Source organism: Rhodopseudomonas sp. B29 (assembly GCF_000333455.1).
Classification (GTDB): Bacteria; Pseudomonadota; Alphaproteobacteria; order Rhizobiales; family Xanthobacteraceae; genus Rhodopseudomonas.
In genome coordinates this window covers 1-4953 of the sequence record NZ_BADD01000542.1, presented here as the reverse complement: position 1 = coordinate 4953, position 4953 = coordinate 1, and the positions used below count along the sequence as shown (strand labels likewise).

The 4953-nt window shown below is 64.8% G+C and carries 3 protein-coding genes and 1 pseudogene; all 4 read left to right on the top strand.

Features of this window, described 5'->3' with window-relative positions; all coding sequences use genetic code 11:
• A pseudogene (locus I5M_RS19190) lies at window positions 1–912 on the top strand (terminase); the annotation flags it as partial.
• A complete protein-coding gene (locus I5M_RS19185; protein WP_022722877.1) occupies window positions 912–2945 on the top strand; it encodes a hypothetical protein in 2034 nt (677 codons plus the stop codon). The pseudogene I5M_RS19190 and the gene I5M_RS19185, both read left to right, overlap by 1 nt.
• A 103-nt stretch (window positions 2946–3048) precedes the next feature.
• Window positions 3049–3912: a hypothetical protein gene (locus I5M_RS19180; protein WP_022722876.1), complete on the top strand. Its 864-nt coding sequence runs from the start codon at window positions 3049–3051 to the stop codon at window positions 3910–3912.
• Window positions 3913–3940: 28 nt separating this feature from the next.
• Window positions 3941–4953, top strand: a 1013-nt coding sequence (locus tag I5M_RS19175; RefSeq protein ID WP_022722875.1) for a DUF4043 family protein, incomplete at its 3' end; no start/stop codon positions are given.

The window sequence follows — 4953 nt, the reverse complement described above, 5'->3', positions numbered from 1 at the left end:
CCGGCGAACGAAGGCGGCATGGTTCGGCAGTACATCCCGGCGCGGCTCGAGGACAACCCGAGCATGACCGAGGACGACCCCGGCTACGAAATGCGGCTGGAAGGTCTCGGATCGGCGCAGCTGGTCAAGGCGATGCGCTGGGGTGACTGGGACGTGATCGAGGGCGCGTTCTTCGATTGCTGGGACCCGCGCCGGCACGTCGTGCGGCCGTTCAAGGTGCCTGAGGAGTGGACGCGGTTTCGATCGGGTGACTGGGGCTCGGCCAAGCCGTTCTCGTTCGGCTGGTGGGCCGTGGTGTCCGATGCGTGCCGCACGCCGGAGGGCATCATCCTGCCGCGAGGCTGCCTGGTGCGCTACCGCGAGTGGTACGGCTGCCAGCCCGGCAAGCCGAATACCGGGCTCAAGCTGCATGCCGAGAAGGTCGGCGAGGGAATCGCCGAGCGCGAGGCCGGCGAGAAGATCAGCGCCGGCGTGCTCGATCCGGCGGCGTTTGCCGAGGACGGCGGCCCGTCGATCGCAGAGCGCATCTCGCGCGGCTCGAAATGGAAGGTTACGTTCGCCCGAGCCGACAACAAGCGCGTTGCCCAGCGCGGCGCGCTCGGCGGCTGGGACCAGATGCGAGCCCGGCTGGTCGGCGACGACGACGGCAACCCGATGGTGGTGTGCTTCTCGACCTGCAACGACAGCACCAGGACGATTCCGGTGCTGCAGCACGACCAGAGCCGGCCGGAAGACCTCGACAGCGACATGGAAGACCACGCCGCCGACGACTGGCGATATGCCTGCATGTCGCGGCCGTGGGTGGCTCGCAATGACAACAAGGGCAGCGATCTGCCGCGCCGGCCGGATTACTTCGGTCGCTATGACGGTGACGATGACGATGGCGGTTCTGACTGGAAGGTCGCGATGTGATGGGTGAGGTTGTGGCGCTCGCCGCCTATCAGGAGCCGGAAGCCGCCTCGCCGCCGGCGATCGATTGGGCCGCCGAGCACATGCGGCTGATCCAGATGTTCGAGGAGTCCGAGGACGCCGGCCGCGACAACAGCCAGAAGGCGGAGCGCGACGTCGATTATTACGACGGCAAGCAGTGGACCGAAGAGGAAGTCAAGAAGCTCCGCAAGCGCGGTCAGGCCGCGCTCATGGACAACCACATCAAGCCGAAGATCAGGTTTCTGCAAGGGCTCGAGCAAACCAGGCGCACCGATCCGAAGGCGTCGCCGCGCACGCCCAACGCCGAGCAGGACGCAAACTCGTGCACCGATGCGCTGCGCTTCGTCTGCGACCAGAATCGGCTCAACAAGATCAGGTCGAAGGTCTTTAAGGACGTTCTATCGGCAGGATGGGGGGGCTACGAGGTCACGGTCGAGCGCAAGCCGAATCGGCCGAACCCGGTGGTCGTGATCCGCCGGTGCCCGTGGGATCGCATGGGCTGGGACTATCACTCGTCAGACGATCTGTTTGAGGATGTCGGGTTCCGCTTCCTGGTGCGCTGGATGGACCGCGACGAGGCCATTCGCGAATACGGCGATGGCGCCGACAAGGTGTTCGACGAGACCGTGTCATTCGGTCAGGTCGGAATGACCTATGACGACAAGCCGAAGATGACGACGTGGGTCTCGTACAACAAGCGCTGGCGCGTCCGCGTCGTGCAGATGTATTTCAAGCACGCCGAGACCGGCGAGATGTGCTTGGCTGAGTTCACCAAGGGCGGCCTGCTCAATTACGGTCCGTCCCCGTGGCTCGACGAATACGGCCAGCCCGAAGATCCCTACGCGTGGGGCGCTGCGAACGTCGACCGAGACAACAACCGCTACGGTGAAATCCGCCACCTGATCGACCTTCAGGATGGCATCAACCACCGCACGTCGAAGTTCCAGCATCTGATCTCGACCCGGCAGACCTTTCGCACCGAGCAGGCGCTTGGCTCGATGTCCGCGGCTGAGCTGCGACGGCAACTTGCCCGGCCCGACGGCGACGTGGTGCTGGCGCCTGGCGTCGAGTTCGGAAAGCATTTCGGCATCATCCCGACAGGGGACATGGCCGATAAGCAATTCGAGCTCCTGCAACAGCACGAGGCTCGCTTTCAGCAGCAGGGCGCCAACGCCTCGATGATGGGGAAGGGCGGTGCCGATCAGTCCGGCCGCGCCATCCTCGCGAACCAGCAGGGCGGCTCGATCGAGGCCGGTCCGGTGTTCGACACGCTGCACGAGATGGACCTGCAACTGTATCGGAAGATCTGGAATCGCATCCGGCAGTTCTGGACCGCGGAAGACTGGCTGCGCGTCACCGACGACATGCATAACCTGCGCTGGGTTGGCGTGAACGTGCCGATGACGGACGCGATGGGCAATCCGGTGGTCGATCCGCAGACCGGCCAGCCGAAGGTACAAAACCAGCTCTCGATGATCGACGTCGACATTGAGTTGGACGAAGCGCCGCAGGCCGGCACGTTGCAGGAAGAGGAGTTCGGTAAGATGGTCGAACTCGCCAAGGTGGTGCCGGCGCTGCAGCAGCTTCCCGCGCAGGCGTGGCTTGAGATGTCGAACCTGCGGGCCAAGGGCAAGGTCTCGAAGATCATCCAGCAGGCCAGCCAGCCGAGCCCGCAGCAGCAGCAGGCGCAGCAGATCGCGCTCGCCGGTGAGGCAGCAAAGGTGGAAGAGACCCGCTCCAAGGCGGCGCTGAACCTGTCACGGGCCAACGCCGAGGCGATGCCGGATGCCCCCGGCTCGCCGCAGCTTCCGCCGGCGCTCGCCGCCGCTCAGGCCGCAGCCGACATTCGCGACAAGAACGCCGCCGCCGACCACAAGCGCGCCCAGGCGGCGCATCTGGACCAGCAGACTGCGCTCGCGCCGGTGCAGTTCGTTCATGACGTGATCAGCAGTCATCAGCAGCGCGCCGACGCCAGGGAAGACCGGCGCGCCGGCGAGATGGCCGACACAGACTAATCAGTTCGCGTACCCGCCGCCGGGGATGATCTTCAAGGGCGATGGCCGATGCCGGGCCTCTAATCGGGCGTCCGCAACTCACAGCGATATCGGAGAAGTGCCAATGCAGGACTTGGATGCAATCATGGACTCGCGCCCGGAAGGGAGCGACGTCGAGCAGGAGCAGATGACGCGCGAGGACGGCCGCGACGAGCTTGGTCGGTTTGCCGCAAGGCAGGCCGAACAGCCGGGAGGTCAGCAGCAGCCGGACCAGCAGCAGCAGGCCGATCCCGGCCAGCAGCAGCAGGATAAGCCTCCGCCGGGATTCATCCCCCAGCAGGCTTTCGACGCGCGAATGGCGAAGGCCGAGGAAAAGTGGTCGGGCGAGGTCAACAACCTCCGCTCGCAACTCGACCAGGCCATGCGGCAACTGGCGCAGTATCAGCCCCAGCAGCAGCCGTCTGCACCGAAGAAGCCGTTCGCCGAGGCCCTGTTCGAGGACCCCGAGGCGGCGTTCAGCGCTCGACTGCAGGAAGCGATTTCGCCGATCACCCAAAACCAGGGCCAGATCGTCGAGAACTTCTCACGCATGATGGCGATCGACAAGTTTGGCGAGGAGACCGTCCAGAAGGCATACACGGATCTGAGCAGCCGCATGCGTTCCAACCCTGCCGCGACGCAGGCGACGTATCAGCGGATCATGCAGAGCCCGCATCCCTTCGGCGAACTCGTGCGCTGGCACAAAGAGCAGTCCGCACTGCAGACCTATGGCGACGATCCCGAGGCTTGGCGCACCGCCGAGCGCGAGCGGATCAAGGCCGAACTCCTTGCCGAGATGCAGGGCGGTCAGCAGCAGCAGACCACGCCGCAACAGCAGCAGCCCGAACGACTGCCCAACAGCTTCGCCGCGGCCCGCAACAACGGGCCTCGGGGTGTTCCGGCATTCGCAGGGCCTCTCCCCCTGTCTGAAATCATGGGCGGCCGGTAGCACCGGCGCGCCTCTCACGAGGTAAGAAATGGCCGACACTCGCGTCAATGCGAACCTGTCCCCCACGGTGTGGGACGACAAGTTCAGCACCGAATTCTTCCAGAGCAATCCGTTCTCGGCCTACGCCGGGACGTCGCCGAACAACGTGATCCGCATGAAGGAGGACTTCGCCTCCAAGCGCGGGAACGGTATCACCTTCGAGTTCATCACCAACCTCGCCCGCGGCACGATCTTTGATCGCCAGCCGTTGCGCGGCCACGAAGACACCCTCGGCGAGTACGGGGACAAGGTCTTCTGGCGCATGCGCAAGAAGGGCATTTCGATGCACGAGCTGGACGTCGATCTGGCCGCCATCAACCTTCGCGACGCCGCCAAGACCACGCTCAAGACCTGGTCGAACGAGGACGTGAAGTGGGAAGTGATCGACCGCATGGGCGACGTCGGGGCGAACTGCGATGTGCCCTACGACACCTCCACCGCGACCGATCGCAACAACTGGGTGACGAACAACTCGGACCGTGTGCGGTTCGGCAACGCGTCCTCGAATTACTCGAGCACGTTTGCCACCGCGGCCGGCAACGTCGGCACCGCCAGCGACACCTTCACCGTCGACAGCGTGGTGGACCTGAAGGCCGTCGCGCTCGCTGCCAAGCCCCGCATCACGCCGATCGAGGTGAAGGAGCGCAGCAACCAGCGGTTCTTCGTCGCCTTCGTGCATCCGCGCGTGATGCGCGACTACAAGAAGTCGGTCCGTGTGACAGAGACCCAGGTCAACGTCCAATCCCGGAACGAAGCGATCTTCATGGGCGGCGACCGCGAGATGGACGGCGTCGTGCTCCACGAGGTCGACGACATGCCGGTTTACACCGGCATCGGTGCGTCCGGCACCAACGTCTATCCGGTCTTCCTGTGCGGTCAGGAAGTGCTCGGATGGGCCATCAAGCAGCGCTACCGCTCGCGCGAGCAGGAGGACGATTACGGACAGGTCGAAAGCCTCGGCATGTTCGGCAAGTGGGGCATGAAGAAGCTCTGCTACTCGCC